General features: G+C 71.3%; 17 protein-coding genes. 11 read left to right on the forward strand and 6 right to left on the reverse strand.

Translation table 11 applies throughout. The features are described from left to right. Positions 1-429: 429 nt before the first annotated feature. A complete protein-coding gene (locus ACFRKB_RS22785; RefSeq protein ID WP_383108150.1) occupies positions 430-1,509 on the forward strand; it encodes an AI-2E family transporter in 1,080 nt (359 codons plus the stop codon). Here the strand turns inward: ACFRKB_RS22785 and ACFRKB_RS22790 are convergent. Beyond that, positions 1,470-3,683, reverse strand: coding sequence for an ATP-binding SpoIIE family protein phosphatase (locus tag ACFRKB_RS22790; RefSeq protein WP_383108152.1), 2,214 nt, complete (start codon positions 3,681-3,683; stop codon positions 1,470-1,472). The genes ACFRKB_RS22785 and ACFRKB_RS22790 overlap by 40 nt on opposite strands. A 136-nt stretch (positions 3,684-3,819) precedes the next feature. On the opposite strand from ACFRKB_RS22790, the gene aspS reads away from it, so the two are divergent. The 4 genes from aspS (at position 3,820) to ACFRKB_RS22810 (ending at position 8,030) form a co-directional block, all read left to right on the forward strand. Next, positions 3,820-5,592, forward strand: a complete 1,773-nt coding sequence (gene aspS / locus ACFRKB_RS22795) for an aspartate--tRNA ligase (RefSeq protein ID WP_383108154.1) — start codon at positions 3,820-3,822, stop codon at positions 5,590-5,592. 174 nt (positions 5,593-5,766) lie between these two features. After that, positions 5,767-6,276: a SigE family RNA polymerase sigma factor gene (locus ACFRKB_RS22800; RefSeq protein ID WP_383108155.1), complete on the forward strand. Its 510-nt coding sequence runs from the start codon at positions 5,767-5,769 to the stop codon at positions 6,274-6,276. Further along, positions 6,269-7,201, forward strand: coding sequence for a hypothetical protein (locus ACFRKB_RS22805; protein ID WP_383108157.1), 933 nt, complete (start codon positions 6,269-6,271; stop codon positions 7,199-7,201). Before ACFRKB_RS22800 ends, ACFRKB_RS22805 begins: the two co-directional genes overlap by 8 nt. 13 nt (positions 7,202-7,214) lie before the next feature. Continuing rightward, entirely contained in the window at positions 7,215-8,030 is an 816-nt protein-coding gene (locus tag ACFRKB_RS22810; RefSeq protein WP_383108159.1) for a L,D-transpeptidase family protein, read from the forward strand. A gap of 121 nt (positions 8,031-8,151) precedes the next feature. Here the strand turns inward: ACFRKB_RS22810 and metG are convergent, their stop codons facing one another. Then, complete coding sequence (metG, locus tag ACFRKB_RS22815; RefSeq protein WP_383108160.1) at positions 8,152-9,876, reverse strand: methionine--tRNA ligase; 1,725 nt, start codon at positions 9,874-9,876, stop codon at positions 8,152-8,154. A gap of 229 nt (positions 9,877-10,105) precedes the next feature. Between metG and ACFRKB_RS22820 the strand changes: the two genes are divergently transcribed. Beyond that, complete coding sequence (locus tag ACFRKB_RS22820; RefSeq protein WP_383108162.1) at positions 10,106-10,759, forward strand: response regulator transcription factor; 654 nt, start codon at positions 10,106-10,108, stop codon at positions 10,757-10,759. After that, entirely contained in the window at positions 10,759-11,967 is a 1,209-nt protein-coding gene (locus tag ACFRKB_RS22825) for a sensor histidine kinase (protein WP_383108340.1), read from the forward strand. The genes ACFRKB_RS22820 and ACFRKB_RS22825 overlap by 1 nt, the downstream gene beginning before the upstream one ends. A gap of 108 nt (positions 11,968-12,075) precedes the next feature. Here ACFRKB_RS22825 and ACFRKB_RS22830 read toward each other — a convergent pair whose 3' ends face one another. Continuing rightward, positions 12,076-13,533 (reverse strand): VWA domain-containing protein, encoded by a 1,458-nt coding sequence (locus tag ACFRKB_RS22830; RefSeq protein ID WP_383108164.1) that lies wholly within the window; start codon positions 13,531-13,533, stop codon positions 12,076-12,078. A gap of 329 nt (positions 13,534-13,862) precedes the next feature. Between ACFRKB_RS22830 and ACFRKB_RS22835 the strand changes: the two genes are divergently transcribed. The 3 genes from ACFRKB_RS22835 (at position 13,863) to ACFRKB_RS22845 (ending at position 16,997) form a co-directional block, all read left to right on the forward strand. Then, positions 13,863-15,938, forward strand: coding sequence for a PhoX family protein (locus ACFRKB_RS22835; RefSeq protein WP_383108166.1), 2,076 nt, complete (start codon positions 13,863-13,865; stop codon positions 15,936-15,938). Positions 15,939-16,052: 114 nt separating this feature from the next. Beyond that, positions 16,053-16,448, forward strand: a complete 396-nt coding sequence (locus ACFRKB_RS22840; protein ID WP_383108168.1) for an RNA-binding S4 domain-containing protein — start codon at positions 16,053-16,055, stop codon at positions 16,446-16,448. 102 nt (positions 16,449-16,550) lie between these two features. Continuing rightward, on the forward strand, positions 16,551-16,997 hold the full coding sequence (locus ACFRKB_RS22845) for an ATP-binding protein (protein ID WP_383108169.1): 447 nt from the start codon (positions 16,551-16,553) through the stop codon (positions 16,995-16,997). Positions 16,998-17,074: 77 nt separating this feature from the next. Here ACFRKB_RS22845 and ACFRKB_RS22850 read toward each other — a convergent pair whose 3' ends face one another. The 3 genes from ACFRKB_RS22850 to ACFRKB_RS22860 all read right to left on the reverse strand — a co-directional run bounded on the left by ACFRKB_RS22850 (position 17,075) and on the right by ACFRKB_RS22860 (position 18,962). After that, on the reverse strand, positions 17,075-17,344 hold the full coding sequence (locus ACFRKB_RS22850; RefSeq protein ID WP_383108171.1) for a DUF2630 family protein: 270 nt from the start codon (positions 17,342-17,344) through the stop codon (positions 17,075-17,077). Between the two features lie 148 nt (positions 17,345-17,492). After that, on the reverse strand, positions 17,493-18,047 hold the full coding sequence (locus ACFRKB_RS38960; RefSeq protein WP_463291749.1) for a DUF7144 family membrane protein: 555 nt from the start codon (positions 18,045-18,047) through the stop codon (positions 17,493-17,495). 36 nt (positions 18,048-18,083) lie between these two features. Continuing rightward, on the reverse strand, positions 18,084-18,962 hold the full coding sequence (locus ACFRKB_RS22860) for a hypothetical protein (RefSeq protein WP_383108173.1): 879 nt from the start codon (positions 18,960-18,962) through the stop codon (positions 18,084-18,086). A 171-nt stretch (positions 18,963-19,133) separates the two neighbouring features. On the opposite strand from ACFRKB_RS22860, the gene ACFRKB_RS22865 reads away from it, so the two are divergent. Next, on the forward strand, positions 19,134-19,613 hold the full coding sequence (locus ACFRKB_RS22865) for a hypothetical protein (RefSeq protein WP_383108175.1): 480 nt from the start codon (positions 19,134-19,136) through the stop codon (positions 19,611-19,613). Positions 19,614-19,683 lie beyond the last annotated feature (70 nt).

Consider the following 19,683-nt stretch of genomic DNA (forward strand, 5'->3'; position numbering starts at 1 on the left):
GCGTGTCCGGACGTAAAGCGTCGCAGCTCGCGCGAAGCGCGGTGAGGAAAGCAGTCCGGATACGCACCTCCGGAGGCCCCGGCCCCCGGCACCACCCACCGCGCCCCGCACCACGACCCCCCGCCGGATGGCGCACCGCACCACGACCCCCCGCCGGACGGCGCCCCGCACCCCGGCGACAACCCGCCGGACGGCGCCCCGCACCCCGGCGACAACCCGCACACAACCACCGGCCCCAGCCGAAACGCACCCCGGACCCACGGCCCCCCGCCGGGAGGCGCACCGCACCCCGGCGACAACCCGCACCCGGAAACCGGTCCCGGCCGAAGACGAAGGCACCCCGCACCACGGCCCCCCGCCGGACGGCGACCGTCACCCGCGCGGAGCGCAGCGCGGGACACGTCCCCCTTCGCGTGGTCGGGTGGGAGCGTGCAGATCTCGCCGTCGTCCGTCCTTCCCGAGAGCGCCCGCCGCCTCGCCGCCTGGTGCGGTGTGGTGCTGGTGATCGCCGGGGTCGGGGCCGTCGCGATCTGGCTGGTCATCACGTTCAAGACCGCCGTCACGCCCGTACTGCTCGCCATCCTCGGCACCGCGCTGCTCGGCCCCTTCTACCGCCGCCTCGTCGGGCTGCGGCTGAACCGGTCGCTCGCCGCCGGGCTCACCTGCGTCGCCGTCGTGGCCGTGGTCGGCGGCGCGGGGTACATCGTCGTCAGCGCGCTGGTCGACAACGGCGAGCAGATCATGACCTCGCTGCGGTCGGCCGCGAGGGACATGGCCCAGCACTTCGGCGCCGCCGGGACCTCGCTCGACGATCTGGCGAAGAACGGCAAGGAGCTGATCGGGAAGTTCGGCGCCACCGCCGCCTCCGGGGTGCTCACCGGGATCAGTGTCGTCGGCGAGCTGATCGCCACCGCCGTACTCGCGCTGCTGCTGATGTTCTTCTTCCTGCGCGACTCGGAACGCGCGGCCGACGCGCTCAGGACCTTCGCCCCGCATACGACAGGGGAGACCGTCGAGGCCATGGCCCGCCGTGCCTTCGGCGCCGTCGAGGGGTTCATGCGCGGCACCACCGTCATCGCGCTCATCGACGCGATCTGCATCACCGTCGGCCTGCTGATCCTGCGCGTCCCCGGGGCGATCGGGCTCGGCGCGCTCGTCTTCGTCGGGGCGTACATCCCGTATCTCGGCGCGTTCATCTCCGGCGCCGTCGCCGTGCTGGTCGCGCTCGCCGACCGGGGCTGGGTGATCGGGCTGTGGGCGCTGGGGGTGGTGCTCGCCGTGCAGGTGCTGGAAGGGCATGTGCTCCAGCCGATGATCCAGAGCCGTACGGTCCAGATGCACCCGGCCGTGGTGATACTGGCGATCACCGCGGGCGCCAGCGTGGCCGGGATCCTGGGGATGCTGCTCGCCGTTCCGCTGACGGCCGCGGCGTTCGGTGTCTTCTCGGAGCTGAGGGACCGCTACGGCCGTTACGGCGAGGCCTCGGGTCCCGTCCCGCCGCACTCGTAGAGCTCGAACCAGATCGACTTCCCCTCGCCCCGCGGATCCACGCCCCAGGCGTCGGCCAGCACCTCCATCAGCACCAGGCCGCGCCCGCTGGAGGCCAGTTCCCCGGGGCGCCGGCGGTGCGGCAGTTCGTCGCTGGTGTCGGCGACCTCGACGCGCAGGCGGCGGTCTCCCGGCTCGCCGCGCGCCTCCGCGACCAGCAGGGCGTCGCCGTCGGTGTGGACGAGGACGTTGGTGATCATCTCGGAGACCATCAGCTCCGCGGAGTCGATCTGTTCGGCGTCCGCCCAGTCGTGCAGCAGCTCGCGCAGCTGCCGCCGTACGCCCGCGATCCGCTCGGGCTCGGCCTGGGCGACGGTCAGCGCGGTGCGCCGGGGAACCGCGCCGGCGAGCCGGGCCGGCGCGAGGTCCCGGGAGAGCAGCAGCAGCGCGATGTCGTCCTCGCGGCGGTCCACGAGCGGGCCGGTCGTGTAGTGCGAGGTGGGGCCGTGCACGGCCTGGATGAGCGCGTCGGCGAGCTTCTCCAGGGATTCGCCGCTGTCCTGCTCCAGTACGGGCCGCAGCCGTGTCCAGCCGGTCGCGAGATCGTGTCCGCCGGTCTCGATGAGCCCGTCCGTGCAGAGCATGAGCGTTTCGCCGGGCCCCAGGACGAGCCGGGTCGTCGGATAGTCGGAGTCGGCCTCGATGCCGAGCGGCAGCCCGCCTTCGGTCTGCCGGATGAACGCGGTCCCGTCCGCCGTACGGATCACCGGGTCCGGATGGCCGGCGCGGGCGATGTCGAGCGTGCCGTTTTCCGGGTCGACCTCCAGATAGAGGCAGGTCGCGAAGCGCGGGCCTGCCACGGAGTACCACTCGTCCATCACGGCGGCCCCCGCGTCCGTGCGCGGTCCGCCGCCGGGGATGGAGCCTCCGTCACGTCCCGGGTAGTACTGGAGGTTGGCCAGGAAGCGGGAGGCGCGGGAGAGCACCGCGTCCGGCCGGTGGCCCTCGGAGGCGTACGCGCGCAGGGCGATCCGCAGCTGGCCCATGAGGCCGGCGGCGCGTACGTCATGGCCCTGGACGTCCCCGATGACCAGCGCGAAGCGTCCGCCCCAGCGCCCCTCGGAGTGCGCCGTGCCGCCGGGCAGCGGGATCATGTCGTACCAGTCGCCGCCGACCTGGAGGCCGCCGCCCGTCGGTACGTACCGGGCCGCCACCGTCATGCCGGGGATCTCGGGTCCGAGCGTCGGCATCATCGTGCGCTGGAGCCCGAGGGACAGCTCGCGCTCGGTCTCGGCGACGCCCGCGCGGGCCAGTGCCTGCGCCAGCATGCGGGCCACCGTCGTCAGCACGGAGCGTTCGTCGGGCGAGAACGCGACGCGGTGTTTGAACGCGGCCATCCAGGTGCCGAGCGTGCGGCCCGCGACGATCAGCGGGAGGAAGGCCCAGGAGCGGCGGCCGAAGTGCTCCACGTGCGGCCAGGTGGCGGGGTACCGGTCGGCGTACGCCTTCGGGGACGGCAGATAGATGGCCCGGCCGGTCCGTACGACCTCGGCCGCCGGGTAGTCGGTGTCCACGGTCATGCCCTCGAACGGGGCCGAGTCCTCGGGCGCCTGCCCGTGGTGGCCGATGATCGTCAGCCGCTCGCCGGAGACGCCGTAGACCGCGAGCCCGTCCGGCGAGAAGCCGGGCATGGAGAGGGAGGCGGTGACCCGCAGCACCTCGGTGGTGGAGCGCGCCTCGGCCAGCGCGCGGCCCGCGTCGAGCAGGAAGGCCTCGCGGGAGCGGCGCCAGTCGCCGGTGACGGAGGTCCGTTCGACGGTGGTGCCCGGCTGGGGCTCGGTGACCTCCTGGACGGTGCCGATCAGCTCGTACTCCCGTTTCCCCTCCGCCGGGGAGGTGATGATCGGCCTGGCCCTGACCCGTACGGTACGGAGCACCCGGCCGCTCTCGTCCACGACCCGCAGCCGGGCCTCGGCGAGGGTCTTCTCGGCGACCGCGAGATGGACGATGCCGTCGATCTCGTTCCAGTCGATGGGATGGAAACGGGAGCGGGTGGCGGCCCCGGTGAGCGTCACGGGTTCCTCGGGCAGGCCGAGCAGCCGGGCGGCCTCCCCGTCGAGGGTGACCGTGCCGGACGCGTTCTCCCAGCGCCATAGGCCGGTCGCGATCGCGGCCAGGACATCCTCGGTGCGCATTGTCCCACTTTATGAATATGTGTAGAGCAAACGCCACCGAGGGTGGTGTCATGGCCGGGCGGTAACCTGTTACGTCGTACGACGTAACGCCCCTGCCCGGCCAACCCCGACTTGCCAAGAACTGGATGAAACGACGATGCATCGGTACAGGTCCCACACCTGCGGCGAGCTCCGCGCCTCTGACGTCGGTGCCGACGTCCGGCTGAGCGGCTGGCTGCACAATCGCCGAGACCTGGGCGGCATCCTCTTCATCGATCTCCGTGATCACTACGGTCTGGTCCAGCTCGTGGCCCGCCCCGGCACCCCCGCGAACGAGGAGCTGTCCAAGCTCACGAAGGAGACCGTCGTCCGTATCGACGGCAAGGTCTCCGCGCGCGGTGCGGAGAACGTCAACCCGGAGCTGTCGACCGGCGAGATCGAGATCGAGGTCTCCGCGGTCGAGATCCTCGGCGCGGCGGGCCCGCTGCCGTTCACGGTCAACGCCGAGGACGGAGTGAACGAGGAACGGCGCCTGGAGTACCGCTTCCTCGACCTGCGCCGCGAGCGCATGCACCGCAACATCATGCTGCGTACGGCCGTCATCTCCGCCATCCGGCACAAGATGACCGCGCTGGGATTCAACGAGATGGCGACGCCGATCCTCACCGCGACCTCCCCCGAGGGCGCCCGTGACTTCGTGGTCCCGTCCCGGCTGAACCCGGGCAGGTTCTACGCGCTGCCGCAGGCTCCGCAGCAGTTCAAGCAGCTGCTGATGATCTCGGGCTTCGACCGCTACTTCCAGATCGCGCCGTGCTTCCGCGACGAGGACGCCCGCGCCGACCGCTCGCCGGGCGAGTTCTACCAGCTCGATGTCGAGATGAGCTTCGTCGAGCAGGAGGACGTCTTCCGGCCGATCGAGAAGCTGATGACCGAGCTTTTCGAGGAGTTCGGCAACGGCCGCCATGTCACCTCGCCGTTCCCGCGCATCCCGTTCCGCGAGTCGATGCTGAAGTACGGCAACGACAAGCCGGACCTGCGTGCCAAGCTCGAACTGGTCGACATCTCGGACGTCTTCGAGGGCTCCGAGTTCAAGGCGTTCGCAGGGAAGCACGTCCGCGCGCTGCCGGTGCCGGACACGGCGGGCCAGTCGCGCAAGTTCTTCGACGGGCTCGGTGAGTACGCCGTCGAGCACGGCGCGAAGGGCCTGGCCTGGGTGCGGGTCGGCGAGGACGGCGCGCTGAGCGGCCCGATCGCCAAGTTCCTCACCGAGGAGAACGTCAAGCTGCTCACCGAGCGCCTGGGGCTCGTCCCCGGCCACGCCGTCTTCTTCGGCGCGGGCGAGTTCGACGAGGTCTCCAAGATCATGAGCGCGGTACGCGTCGAGGCCGCCAAGCGCGCCGGACACTTCGAGGAGGGCGTCTTCCGGTTCTGCTGGATCGTCGACTTCCCGATGTACGAGAAGGACGAGGAGACCGGGAAGATCGACTTCTCGCACAACCCGTTCTCGATGCCCCAGGGCGGTCTGGAAGATCTGGAGACGAAGGACCCGCTGGACATCCTGGCGTGGCAGTACGACATCGTCTGCAACGGGACCGAGCTGTCCTCCGGCGCGATCCGTAACCATGAGCCCGAGCTGATGATCAAGGCGTTCGAGATCGCCGGCTATGACCGCGAGACCGTCGAGCACGAGTTCGCGGGCATGCTCCGCGCGTTCCGCTTCGGCGCCCCGCCGCACGGCGGCATCGCCCCGGGCGTCGACCGCATCGTGATGCTGCTGGCCGATGAGCCGAACATCCGCGAGACGATCGCCTTCCCGCTCAACGGCAACGCGCAGGACCTGATGATGGGCGCGCCCACGGAGCTGGACGAGTCCCGCCTCCGCGAGCTGAACATCGCGCTGCGCAAGCCGGCCGCGAAGTCCGGCGAGTAGCCTCCCGGCACAGACGAAGGGGCCCGGAACCGTGTGGTTCCGGGCCTCTTCGCGTGTGCCCGCGCCCGGGAGGGGGCGGGGCACCGGGAACTTCGTCCGCCCGAGGCAACCTGATCGCCGCCCCACCGCGTTCCACTGGCGTGGGAGACCGAACAGAATGGCGAGGGCAGGACAATGGATCCGGGCGACGCCGACTTCGAGGCTTTCGTCGCCGCCCGGGGGCCGCGGCTTCTGCGGATGGCCTGGCTGCTGACCGGGGACGCGCATCTCGCCGAGGACCTGCTGCAGAGCACCCTCGCGAAGGTGTGGCCCAAGTGGCCGCGGATCGCCGGGGACCGGCCGGAGGCGTACGTACGCACGTCGCTGGTGCATCTGCACGCCTCCTGGTGGCGGCGGCGCTGGCGGGGCGAGCTGCCGTACGGCGAAGTCCCGGACAAGGCCGGGACGTTCGACGCGTACGCCGAGGTGGACCTCGAACAGTCGCTGGCCGCCGCGGTGCGCGCGCTGCCGGTGCGGCAGCGCGCGGTGGTCGTGCTGCGCTACTTCGAGGACCTGAGCGTCGAGGACACCGCGGCGACCCTCGGCTGCACCCCCGGCACCGTCAAGAGCCAGTCGGCGCGTGCGCTGCGCTCCCTGCGCGCCGCACTGCCCGCCTCCGTGGAAGGCGGTGACCGCTGTGGGTGACAGAGACCACGGGACCCGGGCCGGGCGCGCGCCGGGCGCCGAGGACGAGCGGGAGCTGCGGATTCTGCTGGAGAAGGCCGTGCCCCGGCTGCCCGCCCCCGAGGGACGGCTGCACGGTGTACGGGAACGGGTCGCCCGGAACCGCCGCAGGCGCCGTACGGCAGCCGCCGCCGCGGCGGCCGTGGCCGGGCTCGCCCTCGCCGGCACGCTGCTCCCCGGTGTGCTGCGCGCCGGACCGGAGGCCACGCCGCCTGCCTCCGCCGCCCCCTCGGTCACCGCGTCCCCGGACACCGGCCCCTCGGCCACCCCGCCTCCGTCCGCCGCGACCCAGGACAGCGCGACCCAGGACAGCACGACCCCGTCCGCCGGGATTCCGGACACCGCGACCCAGGGCCCCGTGCCCGGCGACGCGCGGGACCAGCGGACGCGCTTCGCACATGTGGCCGGTCTCACCCTCCAGCTGCCCGACACCTGGCAGGCCCTCGATGTGCCTGAGGACCCCCGGTACAAGCAGCCGGCCCGCGGCTTCGTCTCGACCCAGCGGCTCGTCCCGTACGACCGGGACTGTCCCGGGAACGGCCCGAGCCCGTGCCTTCCGGTGCGGCTGCTCCGGCCCGGCGGCGCCCTGGTCACGCTGGTCGCGGACAGCGGTACCGACCTGTCGGCGAAGAGCCAGGATCCGCCGGCGCTGTCCGTGTCGGCCCGTCTCTCCCCGGCCTGCCGGAAGATCGCCGGCACCCAGGAGTTCACCGGGCTGATCGGCGGCGCCCCCGCGCCCTCTTCGGCGGTCGTCGTCACCGTGTGCGTCGCGGGCGACTCGCCGGGGACCGTCGAGGACGCCCACGCGATGGTCACCGGCGCAGACTTCGGCAGAGCGGTGGAGACCGCCCCGACCACCGCCGAGCATTCCCCGAACGCGAGATGAAAGAGGCCCGTACATGTCTGTGCGCCCTGCCCGCCCTGTACGCAGAGGATCGCTGATCGCCGCGCTGCTGGCGACCGGCCTGCTGCTCACCGGCTGCTCGGGCCTCACCGGCACCACGGACCACGCGGACAACGTGGGCTCGGCGCCGGACGGGGCGGCGGCGAAGGACAAGGCCGCCGGCGCTGCCAGCGGCGGCGGCGCGGGACAGTCCGCTCCCAAGCCGCAGATCGTCGAGCCGGAGGAGATCCCCGAGCTCGGTCCGGCGACCCGCGCCGAGATCTCCCCGCAGGCGTCCCAGGCCGTCGTGGTGACCGGCACCGCCCGGGACTCCAGTACCTCGTCCGTGGTCGTCTACGAGCGCGATCCGGTCACCGGCTGGCACGCCGTCTCGGACGTCTGGCCCGCCCACAACGCCGTGCGCGGCTGGACCGACGACCACTTCCAGGGCGATCTGCGTTCGCCCATCGGGGTGTTCGACCTCACCGACGCGGGCGGCAAACTGCCCGACCCCGGCACGAAGCTCCCGTACGACCGGGCCTCCGCCTTCGAGGCGTCGGGCGACGGCTTCGAGGGCGAGGCGCTCGCCGGGTCCTTCGACTATGTGGTCGCGATCAACTACAACCGGCTGCCCGGCACCACGCCCCTCGACTGGACCCGGCCGCTCGGCGAGAACAAGGGCGGCGGCATCTGGCTCCATGTGGACCACGGCGGGCCCACCCAGGGGTGTGTCTCGCTGCCGCGCTGGCGGATGAAGGAGCTGCTGCGGATGCTGGACCCGGCGAAGCGGCCGGTCGTGGTGATGGGCGACGCCGACTCGCTCGGCGACTGACCTCCGGACGGCCGACGGTAGACGGCCGACGGTACGGGGGAGCGCGACCGGTTCCGTACGCGAAAGGGCCCGGGACCTGATGTCCCGGGCCCTCCCTCCTGCCGTCAGCGGCAGCCGCGCGTCACGCCGCCGCCGGGTCCTCGCCGCCGAAGCGCTCCCGGTACGCGGCCAGATCCTCGTCGCTGATCTTCGCGAAGAGCACCGGCGGGACGGTGAACGCCGTACCGGCCGGCACGAACGCCAGCGCCTTCGCCTCCTCGGCCGTCACCCAGCGCGCGGTGTCGTCCGTGAGCGCGAACGCCTCCCGCATGGCCCTGGCGGACGCCGGAATGAACGGCTCGGAGATCACCGCGTACAGATGGATCAGGTTCATCGCCGTCCGCAGGGTCAGCGCCGCACCCTCCTCGTCCGTCTTGATCTCCAGCCAGGGGGCCTTCTCCTCCAGATACGAGTTGCCCGCGGACCACAGGGCGCGCAGCGCGGCGGCGGCCTTGCGGAACTGGATCGTCTCCATGTGGCCCTCGTACTCCGCGAGCAGCCGCGCGATCTCCGCGCCGAGCTTCGCCTCCGCCTCGCCCGCCGGCTTCCCGGCCGGCACCGCGTCGCCGAAGCGCTTGCGCGAGAAGGACAGGACGCGGTTCACGAAGTTGCCGAGGGTGTCGGCGAGGTCCTTGTTGACCGTCGCCGTGAAGTGCTCCCAGGAGAAGGACGTGTCGTCCGACTCCGGCGCGTTCGCGATCAGGAAGTAGCGCCAGTAGTCGGCGGGCAGCAGGTCCAGCGCGGCGTCGGTGAAGACGCCCCGCTTCTGCGAGGTGGAGAACTTGCCGCCGTAGTAGGTGAGCCAGTTGAAGGCCTTGACGTAGTCGACCTTCTTCCAGGGCTCGCGGGTGCCGAGCTGGGTGGCCGGGAACATCACCGTGTGGAACGGGACGTTGTCCTTGGCCATGAACTCCGTGTAGCGGACGGTGTCGTCGGCCTCGTACCACCAGGACTTCCAGTCGCGGTTCGTCGGGTCCTGGTCGGACCACTCCTTCGTCGCGCCGATGTACTCGATGGGCGCGTCGAACCAGACGTAGAAGACCTTGCCCTCGGCCGCCAGCTCCGGCCAGGTGTCGGCCGGGACCGGAACGCCCCACTCCAGGTCGCGGGTGATCGCGCGGTCGTGCAGGCCCTCGGTCAGCCACTTGCGGGCGATCGAGGAGGCGAGCTGCGGCCACTCCGCGCTGGTCGCGTCGATCCAGGTCTCGACCTCGCCCGCCAGCTTCGACTGGAGGAGGAAGAGATGCTTGGTCTCGCGGACCTCCAGCTCGCTGCTGCCGCTGATCGCGGAGCGCGGGTCGATCAGATCGGTCGGGTCGAGGACGCGCGTGCAGTTCTCGCACTGGTCGCCGCGGGCCTTGTCGTAGCCGCAGTGCGGGCAGGTACCGACGATGTAGCGGTCCGGCAGGAAGCGGCCGTCGGCGATCGAGAAGACCTGGCGGATCGCCCGCTCCTCGATGAAGCCGTTTTCCTTCAGCCGGCGCGCGAAGTGCTGCGTGATCTCGCGGTTCTCCGCGGACGAGCTGCGGCCGAAGTAGTCGAAGGCCAGCTCGAAGCCGTCGTAGATCGCCTTCTGGGCGTCGTGCTGCTCGGCGCAGAAGGCCTCGACCGGCACGCCGGCCTCCTTGGCCGCCAGCTCGGCGGGGGTGCCGTGCTCGTCGGTGGCACAGATGTACAGGACCTCGTGGCCGCGCTGGCGGAGGTACCTGGCGTACACATCCGCCGGGAGCATGGACCCCACCATGTTGCCCAGGTGCTTGATCCCGTTGATATACGGAAGGGCGCTGGTGATGAGGTGTCGAGCCATTGCAGGCTGCTCCCAAGTCGCTACATGGAGTGACCAATTGGTCTACGGATTGTCAATATCGTATCCGACCCATCAAGCGCGAGTCGCCCGCATTTGCCGGGGGTGCGCGGGGGAGAGCTTTCCGAAACACCCCTTGCCGTAGACAGGCACATCCCGGGAGAGAAAGGGCATCATGTACGAGGCGGGGCAGGGGACGGCGGGGCAGCGGACTGGGGCAGGGGACGGCAGCATGCGGGTACTGGTCGCCGAGGACGAGGAGGTCCTGGCCGAGCTGGTGGCCACCGGGCTGCGGCGGGCGGGATTCGCCGTCGACACCGTGTACAGCGGTGACGCCGCCCTCGCCTATCTGGGACTCCACGACTACGACGTCGTCGTCCTCGACCGCGATCTGCCACGTGTCCACGGCGACGACGTCGCGCGCAAGCTGGTCGCCGAGGCGTCCCGTACGCGCATCCTGATGCTCACCGCCTCCGCCTCCATGGAGGACCGCGTCGAGGGGCTCGATCTGGGCGCCGACGACTATCTGGGCAAGCCCTTCGACTTCCCCGAACTGGTCTCGCGGGTGCGCGCGCTGCGGAGGCGCAGCGCCAGGCCCGTACCGCCGCAGCTGGAGCGGCACGGCGTACGCCTCGATTCCGTACGGCGGACGGCGTGGCGGGACGGGGTGGTCCTCGACCTCTCGCCCAAGGAGTTCTCGGTGCTCCAGATCCTGCTGGAGGCGGACGGGGCGCCGGTCTCGGCCGAGGAGCTGCTGGAGCGGGCCTGGGACGCGCACGCGGATCCGTTCACCGGCGCGGTCCGGGTCTGTCTCAGCAAGCTGCGGGCCAAACTCGGTGATCCGCCGCTGATCCGTACGGTCCAGGGGGTGGGGTACGCGCTGTGATACGCGCCGCGAAGAGCGGCGGGCGGGGGAAGCCGGGACCGGCGGGCAAGGCGCCGGGGCCCGGCTCCACCATCCGTACGCGCATAGCCCTCATCTACGGCGGTGTCTTCGTCGTCCTCGGTGGCTGTCTGCTCACCATCGTCAATCTGCTCTCCAGCGCCGGTACGCAGAACGAGGCCCAGGAGATCGCCGCGCGGGTGGCGCCGGTCCAGGTGTCGCCCGTGCTGCCCGGCTCGTCGGTGAGCGGGCTGATCAGCCGGCAGCAGGCGCAGCCCGTCGCCGTGTACCAGCTCACCGACAACGTCACGGACGCCGCCTCCGACGAGATGCTGTTCTGGTCGGTCGCCGCGCTGCTGGTGATGGCGGCGTGCGCGGTCGGGGTCGGCTGGTGGACGGCGGGGCGCGTGCTGCGCCCGGTGCACGCGATGACGGCGAAGGCCCGCCGGTTGTCCGAACACAATCTTCACGAACGGATCGGCGCGAGCGGCCCTGACGATGAGCTGAAGGAGCTGGGCGACACCCTGGACGCGCTCCTGGCGCGTCTGCAGAAAGCTTTCGACAGCCAGCGCCGGTTCATCGCGAACGCCTCGCACGAGCTGCGTACCCCGCTGGCGACCCAGCGCGCCGCGATCCAGGTCGGGTTGGACGACCTCTGCACGCCGGACGAGCTGGCCCGTACGAAGGAGACGCTGCTCGACAACAACCGGCGCAGCGAGCAGCTCATCGAAGGGCTGCTGGTGCTGGCGCGCAGCGAGCGCGAGGTCGAGGACCTGGAGCCGGTCGATCTCGGCGAGGCGGTGGCCGAGGAGACGGTCCGCTACGGGCGGCGGGTGTCCCTGTGCGTCGTCGACGCCGACGTGGTGTGCGGAAACCGGCTGCTGCTGGGGCAGTTGGTGGGAAACCTGCTGGCCAACGCGGTGTCGTACAACGTGCCCGGCGGGACGGTGGACGTCGATGTACGGGGCGGTGAGCTGGTGGTGCGCAATACCGGCCCTGTCGTCGCGGAGTCGGACATCCCCGCGCTGTTCGAACCGTTCCGGCGGGGAGAGGGCCGCGACCGGATGGGGCGCGGGGCGGGGCTCGGTCTCTCCATCGTCCGCTCGATCGCGGTGGCGCACGGGGGGACGGTCACGGCGGAGCCGGGTGGCGCGGGCGGCGGGCTGGTGGTGACGGTGAGGCTGCCGAAGGCGCGGCACGACGCCGACTGAGCGGGAGCGCGGGAGCGCGGGGCGGGAGCGCGGGGGCCGGAACGGAAACCGCCGTCGGCGACGCGTACGGGACGCGGGCCGACGGCGGTAACGGCGGGTCGGAACAGATCAGTTGGCGGCGGACGGCTGCCAGGCGGCGAGCAGTTCACGGTAGAACGTCGCGTCCGGGACCTCGCTGGGCACCGGACCCGCGTGGCAGAAGCCGACGTTCGCGGTGGCCTCGTCCGCGCCGAGCCTCCGCGCGAAGTCGAAGCCCTTGGCGTCCTCCTCGCCGAACGCCACGAACTGCCAGAACAGCGGCAGCTTCGCGGCTTCGGCGAAAGCCTGCTCGGCGAGGCGTACGGCGCTGGGCGCACCGTCCGTCTGGAAGATCACCAGCGCGGGACCGGCCGAGCCGGACTTCTCGTGCAGGGTGACGACCTCTTCGACGGCGCGGTGGTAGTTCGTACGCCCCATGCGCCCCAGCGAGCTGTGCAGTTCGTCGATCTTCCCCTCGTAGTCGGTGAGACCGATCTCGCCGGTCCCGTCGATGTCGGTGGAGAAGAACACGACGGAGACGGTCGCGCTCTCGTCCAGGTGCGCGGCGAGCGCGAGGGCCTGCTCGCCGAGGTGCTGGGCGCTGCCGTCCTTGAAGTAGGGCCGCATGGAGCCGGACCGGTCGAGGACCAGATAGACGGTGGCCCGCTCCCCTGCGAGGCCGCGCTTCTTGAGGGCGGCGCCGGCGGCCTTGTAGTGGTCGGCGAGGCCGGGGGCACGGGACTTGACGCGGGCGAGGGTGAAGGCGGGACGGGCGGCGGCACCGGTGGTGGTGGCACCGGCGGCGGTCCCGGCGGCGACGGGCTCCGCGACGGGCTCGGGCTCCGGCTCGACTTCGCGTACGGGCTCGGGCTCGGCCGTGATCTCCGGCTCGGCCTTCACCTCGACAGCCTCGACGGCCTCGACGACCTCGGCCTTCGGCTCCGCCTTGGTCTCGGGTTCACCTTCGGGTTCCGGTTCGGGCTCCGCCGGAACAACCGTCTCCCGCACGGGAGTCACGTCGAGTTCGGGCTCCGCCGTGGCCTGCGCGGGGACCGTGGGCGTGGGCACGGGGGCGGCGGCCGGGGCGGGCGTGGCCGTGGCCGTGGCCGCCGGCGGCTCCTCGATCGCGCTCGACCGCGGCAGCTGCGACGGCACGCCGCGGTCCGGGTCGGCCGGACGGGGGTTGTCGAACGCCGCGGCCACCAGGTCCGCCGCCGCCCCTGCGACGTCCCTGGGCTCCACCGAGTCCGAGTCCGCTTCTGAGTCCTTGTCCTCGGCCTTGTCCTCGGCCTTGTCCTTGTGCGTGGGCTCAACCAGGGCGGGAGCGGCGGCGGCAGGCGCCGGGTCCGCGGCCGTGGCCGAGGGCTTGGCCGCTTCAGGGGCGGCCGTCGTGTCCGTACCCGAGTCCTTGGGCGTCGGCTCCGCCGAATCCGTACGGTCCGAACGGCCCGCCTGAGACGGTACCGAGGCCGAGACCGACGCCGACTCGTGGTGCTCCTCCGCACGGTCGCGTCCGAACACCTTGCGCAGCAAGCTCCGAATGCCCATGGGCGAGGCCTTTCAGATGAGTTGGGTGCGGTGTCCGCCACCGGGGAAACGCGCATCCCTGGCCAGGGCGGATACGTAAGGTTAGCGGCCGCCGCTAACGATCTCCGGCAGGGTCGGTCCGCGTGGAGGACAGGCCCTACGGGCAGGACGGTACCCTCCCGGCCGCCACCGCCATTACTCTCCCCCGACCACGCGGTCGGCGTGGATTCATTTTCCGTTCACCTGGAGGCCGCCACGCTGGTGGCATCCGCACCTAGCGTCACCAGCCGAGACATCCCGACACCCTGTCGGCGCGGTGCGCGCCGAACCATCGCATTCCGGAGGCGAAAGTGCGCAAACTGCTGCCGCTGCTCAGCTCCAACCCTCACCCGGGTGGACGTTCCGCTCTGACCTGTCGCTACCGCTGTGGTGACGCCTGTTTCCACGAGGTCCCGAACAAGAGCGACAACGAGTACGTCGGCGACATCATCGCCGGTGCCATGTCGAGACGCTCCATGATGCGCGCCGCCGCCGTCGTGACGGTCGTCACCGCCGCGGGCAGCGCGCTCGCGTTCGGCCCCGGCGGGTCCTCGGCCTCCGCCGCCCTGGCCGCCGGAGAGGGCAATGGCAACGCCGGTGGCGCCGGTGGCAAGGCCGACGGTGCCCGCGGCCTGCGCTTCACCCCGGTCGCGCCCAACACCGCGGACCAGGTGACCATCCCCTCCGGTTACGCCCAGAACGTGGTCATCCGCTGGGGCGACCCGATCCTGCGCGGTGCGCCGGCCTTCGACCCGGACAAGCAGACCGCCAAGGCGCAGGCCGGCCAGTGGGGTTACAACACCGACTTCCTGAGCCTGCTGCCGCTGAAGAGCGAGCGCGGCCGTCAGGTCCTCGTGGCCAACCACGAGTACACCGACGAGATCCTGATGTTCAAGGGTTACGACGCGGCCAAGCCGACCCGCGAGCAGGTGGAGATCGCGTGGGCCGCCCACGGTCTCTCCGTCCTCGTGGTCGAGGAGGACCGCAAGAGCGGCAAGCTCACCGCCGTCACCCGCCACCAGCTCAACCGCCGCCTCACCGTCACCAGCGAGTTCAAGCTCACCGGCCCGGCCGCGGGCAGCGATCTGCTCCGTACCTCGGCCGACCGTACGGGCAGCAAGGTCTACGGCACGCTCAACAACTGCGCCGGCGGCACCACCCCGTGGGGCACGACGCTGCACGGCGAGGAGAACTTCAACCAGTACTTCGCCAACGGTTCGAGCGACACGGACAAGCGCTACGGCATCGGCACCGCGGCCAGCGAGCGCAAGTGGGAGCTGTTCGACAAGCGCTTCGACCTCAAGCAGGAGCCCAACGAGGCGCACCGCTTCGGCTGGGTCGTCGAACTCGACCCGTACGACCCGGACTTCACGCCCCGTAAGCGCACCGCCCTCGGCCGCTTCAAGCACGAGGCCGCGCAGCCCCGGCTGACCGCCGACGGCCGCCCCGTCGTCTACATGGGCGACGACGAGCGCTTCGACTACCTCTACAAGTTCGTCTCATCGAAGCAGATGCAGAAGGGCGACAGCCGCGCCGCCCGCGAGCACAACCTGACGCTGCTCGACGAGGGCACGCTGTACGTCGCCAAGCTGACCGGTGACAGCCCGGCCGGCGAGATCGACGGCACCGGCAAGCTCCCGAACGACGGCGAGTTCGACGGCTCCGGCGTCTGGATCCCGCTGGCGACCGGCGATGTCTCGCACGTGCCCGGCATGACCGCCGACGAGGTGTACGTCTTCACGCGCCTCGCGGGCGACAAGGTCGGCGCCACCAAGATGGACCGTCCCGAGGACGTCGAGCCGTCGCCGCGCACCGGCCGGGTCTATGTCGCGCTGACGAACAACACCGACCGCGGCAAGGCCGGCAAGGCGGGCGCCGACGAGGCCAACCCCCGTAACGCCAACAAGCACGGTCACATCCTGGAGCTGGCGGAGAACTGGGACGACCCGGCGGGCGACGGGTTCGCCTGGCGGCTCTTCCTGGTCGCGGGTGACCCGAACGACCCGGCCACCTACTTCGCGGGCTTCCCCAAGGACAAGGTCAGCCCGATCTCCTGCCCGGACAATGTCGCCTTCGACCCGCACGGCAACCTGTGGATCGCGACGGACGGCAACGCGCTCGGCGTGCACGACGGTCTGTTCGGCGTCGCGACGCAGGGCGACCGGCGTGGTGAGCTCAAGCAGTTCCTGACGATGCCGAACGGCGCGGAGACCTGCGGCCCGATCGTCCAGGACCGCCGGGTCCTGGTCGCGGTGCAGCACCCGGGTGAGGTCGACGGCGCGTCCGTCGAGAAGCCGGCGAGCGCGTGGCCCGACGGCCCCGGCAAGATCGTCCGTCCGTCGGTGGTCTCGGTCTGGCGCAAGGACGGCAGCGACATCGGCGTCTGACGCCGACCGGACATGATCGCGGGGTGGCGCCGTCTCGGACCGGCGTCACCCCGCTCGGCGTTGACACGGACAAAGAGGGAGAGCCGGCGGGCCGTCCGCGCTTACCCTCGGTGTATGACTGCTGAGGCTTCGGACGCGGGGACCGCACGGGTCGACACCTGGATCTGGTCCGTACGGCTCACCAAGACCCGCTCCCAGGCCGCCGCCGCGTGCCGCGCCGGTCACGTCCGCGTCAACGGCGAGCGGGTCAAGCCCGCGTACGCGATCAAGCCGGGCGACGAGATCCGGCTGCGCCACGCGGCCCGCGACCGTGTCGTGGTGGTCTCGCGGGTCGTGAAGAAGCGGGTGGGCGCGCCGGTGGCCGTGGAGTGCTACGTGGACAACAGCCCGCCGCCCCCGCCGCGCGAACTGACCGTCCCCGTCGCCCTCCGGGACCGGGGAACGGGTCGCCCGACGAAGCGCGACCGCAGGGAGCTGGACCGGCTTCAGGACCGGCGGCTCCAGGGCTGATCGCGGGGTTTCGGGAATGTCAGCGAACGGGTGAGTTTAGCTGCATACAGTCACCTTTGGTGCACGGAAAGTAAAACGGGCATCAGAGGGAAGGTCCTTCCCATGAACCACGACGGTGAACAGCGCGACCAGCCGCATCAGCACGCACAGCGCCACACGTTCCGCCTCCCCAGTCACCCCCGTAGCGTCGGCCGGGCCCGCGAAGTTCTGCATACGGAAGTCGGTCTGCCCGGGGATCCCGGCGAGACCGCCGCCCTCCTGCTGTCTGAGCTCGTCACCAACGCGCTGCGCCATGGCAGCCCGCCCGGCCGGGAGATCGCCGTCACCCTGGAACGGGCCGAAGGTCTGCTCAGACTGGAGGTCGAGGACGCGGGGGACTATCTGCCCCGCCCCCGCATCCCCGATCTGGAGGACGAGTGCGGGCGGGGGCTCGCGCTGGTGGCCGCGCTCGCCGACGACTGGGGGGTGGCGCCCAGAGTGGGGCCGGGGAAACGCGTCTGGGTGACGCTCAAAGTGCCCGAGAGGACGCTCAGACCATCCGGTCAGTGAGGCCGGTCCCGCGCTGTGGGGAGGTGACCGCCCGCCCGGCCGGGGTGACCGCCCGCTTGGCCGAAGTGACCGCCCGCTCAGCCCTGGTAGCCCTCGACCTCACCCGGGGGCCGTACCACCGCCTCGTCGGGGTTCTCGCCGAACTCCGACTTGGCGCGCCGCTGCCGCAGCAGGTCCCAGCACTGGTCGAGCTGGACCTCGACGGAGCGCAGCCGCGTCTGTTCGTCGGCGCCGAGGCCGAGATGCTCGGACGAGCGCTCGCGCAGGGCCCGCTCCTCCGCGACGAGGGCGCTGATGTGGTCGAGGATCGCGTCGTCCTTGCCGGCGGCGTCGCTGGCTGCGTTCATGGTTCGATCCGTTCGTCCGGCGCGCCGTCGCTGGTGCGTACGTACGCGCATACGGACACAGGAGCCTGAGCCGCTGTGCCCGTATGCGCGGGCGTTGCGTGGTCGAGCGCTTGTTGACGCGTGGTCGGTGGATGAGAGTCCGGATCGGTCAGTATCTGTCGCCCGCCCGGGACGCTCCTGCTCCTCGGTCCGTGGCCAGTGCCCAGATCACCCATCCCGCGAGGGCCATGCTGACGACCGCCCAGATGGGCGCGTACGGCAGATACATGAACTGCGCGACGAGGTAGAGCATCGCCACTCCGATACCGACGTAGCGAGCCGCGGGGACCCGCATCAGGACCGCCAGTCCGGTGAGGGCGATCAGGATTCCGAGAGCTATGTGGATCCAGCCCCAGGAGGCGAGATTGAACGTGTACGCGTAACCGGTGACGGCGTTGAAGACCGCGTTGTGGTGTACGGCCGCGACGCCCTGAAGTATGTCGACAGCTCCCGCGACCAGCATAAGAACACCGGCGAAGAAGCTACGGCCAGCAGCGTAGGCTGCCTTCCTTTCCGCATGTGCGCCGGTGCCTGCGCCGGTACCGGTGGTCATGCCCGTTCCTGTGCCCGTGCCTGTCCCTGTGCCCATGCCCGTGGTGGGGGGCCTCTGTGCTGTGTTCTGGCTCATAACCCCATGGTGCTCCAAATGCCTCAAAAGGGACATTTGGTCGAGTGGAATCGGTATAAAGATTTAGTAAAGTCAGACGGGGGACGAGCTGCGCAGGAGACTCGGAGCGATATGCGGCGTGTGCCGCGCGCGGCGCAGCCGGCCGCTCAGCCAGGCGCCGAGAGCCAGGGCGAGTCCGCCGCCCAGCACGCACCAGCCCGCCGTACGCAGCGAGGCGGTCAACGCGTCGAAGATGGCGGCGGCGGCCGGCCTGTCCCCGTTGTCCGGCAGGTCCTGGAGGATCGACCCGCGCGCCACGGCGATGACGAGGAACAGCAGCGCCGCACCGGCCGCGTACGCGATACCGGCGCCGATGAGCGCGCGGCGCCGGTGAACGGCGAGCAGCACGGCCGTGCCGGTCAGGGCCAGCGTCCCGACGGCGGGCCAGATCCCCGCCGCGCGCAGCCCCTGGGTGACCTCGCGCCAGACCCCGAGTCCGTTGGCCTCCAGGACGATGATCTGCGTATGCCGCACGGGGATCCGGTTGGCGTACGGCACGTTGTCGTCGGTCAGCTGCTTCTTCACCCGCGCGGTGATCGGTGCCAGATCGATCGTCACGGCATTGCCGCCGCCGCTGGTCAGCGCCTGTTCGGCGGTGGCGTGGGCGGCGCGGGTCGCCGTGTTCCAGGCGTTCTTGAAGGCATGGGTGGTCTCGAACGACAGCACGGCGTCGTGCAGCAGCTCCCGGGCCCCGTTCTGGAGGAGCGGCCCCACATCGACCTCGGCCAGCACCTCGTCGGTGATCCGGTCGGCGACGGCGTTCTGTACGTCCGGATCGGAGGCGAGCGGCGCCATGGTGGAGACGAAGCGGTCGGTGTCGCCGATCTCCAGATCGACCCAGGCCGCGACCGCGCTCAGCGGGGCGAGGACCGTCAGCAGGACGATCAGCGCCGTGGAGAGGTAGGTCCGCACTCCTCAAGGGAACGGGTACGGGGCGACGGGCGCGAGCGGTGCGCCGCCGACCCGGTGAGAGGGAGGGCGCCGGCGCTCCACCCCGGCTGAGGTTGACGCGTACGGCGGGGCGGGTGTGCCCTGGAGGGGCGGGGGCGGAAGCGGGGGGTGCGAGGGAAGGAGCCCTCTGCCATGGCGACCCAGACACCGGTGCCCACGCGACACCGCACGCTGAAGCCCCCTCTCCATCTCCCACGCCACGACGGCGCGCGGCCCCGTGGCGAGGGCCCGCGGGACGAGGGCTCCCGGGACGCGGGGCGGCGGCGGGTCTCGCCCCGCCTCGCGGTGAACTCCCTCCTGCTGGGCATCGCCTACGGCGCGTACGCCTCGTACATCGCCCGGGGCGGCGGCCCCGCCACCTACGGCCAGCTCGCGCTGGCCCTGATCTCGGGCGCGCTCGTGGCCCTCCTGGTCTTCGGTCTCGTCCGCGTACAGCACCGGCTGATGCGCGAAGTGCGGGCCGCGGCCTGGGGTGTACTGGTCGGCGGCGGCATGGGCTTCCTCTACAGCCTCACCAACCACAGCGTCCTGCTGTCCTCGGGCATCGGACTCGCGATCGGCGCGGCCACGGTCCTCGTGGTCTTCTACGCGCTCTACACCCGAGAACCCTGACCCCCGGAACTCCGAGCGGACCCCCTCGCGTGGTCCCGCTCGGTCACCCCCTCGGCGCCCCACCGCTCGC

The organism is Streptomyces scopuliridis (assembly GCF_042790125.1).
Classification (GTDB): domain Bacteria; phylum Actinomycetota; class Actinomycetes; order Streptomycetales; family Streptomycetaceae; genus Streptomyces; species Streptomyces scopuliridis_A.

Bases quoted from the DNA above. Each gene is read 5' to 3' on its own strand.
- ACFRKB_RS22790 (WP_383108152.1), bottom strand. From the start codon at position 3,683: ATGCGCACCGAGGATGTCCTGGCCGCGATCGCGACCGGCCTATGGCGC.
- aspS (WP_383108154.1), top strand. From the start codon at position 3,820: ATGCATCGGTACAGGTCCCACACCTGCGGCGAGCTCCGCGCCTCTGAC.
- ACFRKB_RS22800 (WP_383108155.1), top strand. From the start codon at position 5,767: ATGGATCCGGGCGACGCCGACTTCGAGGCTTTCGTCGCCGCCCGGGGG.
- ACFRKB_RS22810 (WP_383108159.1), top strand. From the start codon at position 7,215: ATGTCTGTGCGCCCTGCCCGCCCTGTACGCAGAGGATCGCTGATCGCC.
- metG (WP_383108160.1), bottom strand. From the start codon at position 9,876: ATGGCTCGACACCTCATCACCAGCGCCCTTCCGTATATCAACGGGATC.
- ACFRKB_RS22820 (WP_383108162.1), top strand. From the start codon at position 10,106: ATGCGGGTACTGGTCGCCGAGGACGAGGAGGTCCTGGCCGAGCTGGTG.
- ACFRKB_RS22830 (WP_383108164.1), bottom strand. From the start codon at position 13,533: ATGGGCATTCGGAGCTTGCTGCGCAAGGTGTTCGGACGCGACCGTGCG.
- ACFRKB_RS22840 (WP_383108168.1), top strand. From the start codon at position 16,053: ATGACTGCTGAGGCTTCGGACGCGGGGACCGCACGGGTCGACACCTGG.
- ACFRKB_RS22845 (WP_383108169.1), top strand. From the start codon at position 16,551: ATGAACCACGACGGTGAACAGCGCGACCAGCCGCATCAGCACGCACAG.
- ACFRKB_RS22850 (WP_383108171.1), bottom strand. From the start codon at position 17,344: ATGAACGCAGCCAGCGACGCCGCCGGCAAGGACGACGCGATCCTCGAC.
- ACFRKB_RS38960 (WP_463291749.1), bottom strand. From the start codon at position 18,047: ATGTCCCTTTTGAGGCATTTGGAGCACCATGGGGTTATGAGCCAGAAC.
- ACFRKB_RS22865 (WP_383108175.1), top strand. From the start codon at position 19,134: ATGGCGACCCAGACACCGGTGCCCACGCGACACCGCACGCTGAAGCCC.